Source organism: Streptomyces sp. NRRL F-5122 (assembly GCF_001507435.1).
GTDB lineage: Bacteria > Actinomycetota > Actinomycetes > Streptomycetales > Streptomycetaceae > Streptomyces > Streptomyces lannensis.
The window spans coordinates 1-1,202 of sequence record NZ_LMWH01000002.1; the positions used below are offsets into that span (position 1 = coordinate 1).

At 56.7% G+C, this 1,202-nt stretch carries 1 rRNA gene (running past one end of the window); it reads right to left on the reverse strand.

From position 1 onward, the window contains the following. Positions 1-30: 30 nt before the first annotated feature. A 23S ribosomal RNA gene (locus ADL25_RS02190) occupies positions 31-1,202 on the reverse strand; it runs 1,925 nt beyond the window's last position.

Here is a 1,202-nt window from a genome sequence, read left to right on the forward strand (position 1 = left end):
TCAGAACCAACACAGTGGACGCGAGCCTCTATGGACAAGCCCTCGGCCTATTAGTACCGGTCACCTCCACACGTTACCGTGCTTCCAGATCCGGCCTATCAACCCAGTCGTCTACTGGGAGCCTTACCCCATCAAGTGGGTGGGAGTCCTCATCTCGAAGCAGGCTTCCCGCTTAGATGCTTTCAGCGGTTATCCCTCCCGAACGTAGCCAACCAGCCATGCCCTTGGCAGAACAACTGGCACACCAGAGGTTCGTCCGTCCCGGTCCTCTCGTACTAGGGACAGCCCTTCTCAAGACTCCTACGCGCACAGCGGATAGGGACCGAACTGTCTCACGACGTTCTAAACCCAGCTCGCGTACCGCTTTAATGGGCGAACAGCCCAACCCTTGGGACCGACTCCAGCCCCAGGATGCGACGAGCCGACATCGAGGTGCCAAACCATCCCGTCGATATGGACTCTTGGGGAAGATCAGCCTGTTATCCCCGGGGTACCTTTTATCCGTTGAGCGACGGCGCTTCCACAAGCCACCGCCGGATCACTAGTCCCGACTTTCGTCCCTGCTCGACCCGTCGGTCTCACAGTCAAGCTCCCTTGTGCACTTACACTCAACACCTGATTGCCAACCAGGCTGAGGGAACCTTTGGGCGCCTCCGTTACCCTTTAGGAGGCAACCGCCCCAGTTAAACTACCCATCAGACACTGTCCCCGATCCGGATCACGGACCCGGGTTAGACATCCAGCACGACCAGACTGGTATTTCAACGACGACTCCACCTGAACTGGCGTCCAAGCTTCAAAGTCTCCCAGCTATCCTACACAAGCCGAACCGAACACCAATATCAAACTGTAGTAAAGGTCCCGGGGTCTTTCCGTCCTGCTGCGCGAAACGAGCATCTTTACTCGTAGTGCAATTTCACCGGGCCTATGGTTGAGACAGTCGAGAAGTCGTTACGCCATTCGTGCAGGTCGGAACTTACCCGACAAGGAATTTCGCTACCTTAGGATGGTTATAGTTACCACCGCCGTTTACTGGCGCTTAAGTTCTCAGCTTCGCCCACCCGAAAGTGAGCTAACCGGTCCCCTTAACGTTCCAGCACCGGGCAGGCGTCAGTCCGTATACATCGCCTTACGGCTTCGCACGGACCTGTGTTTTTAGTAAACAGTCGCTTCTCGCTGGTCTCTGCGGCCACCCCCAGCTC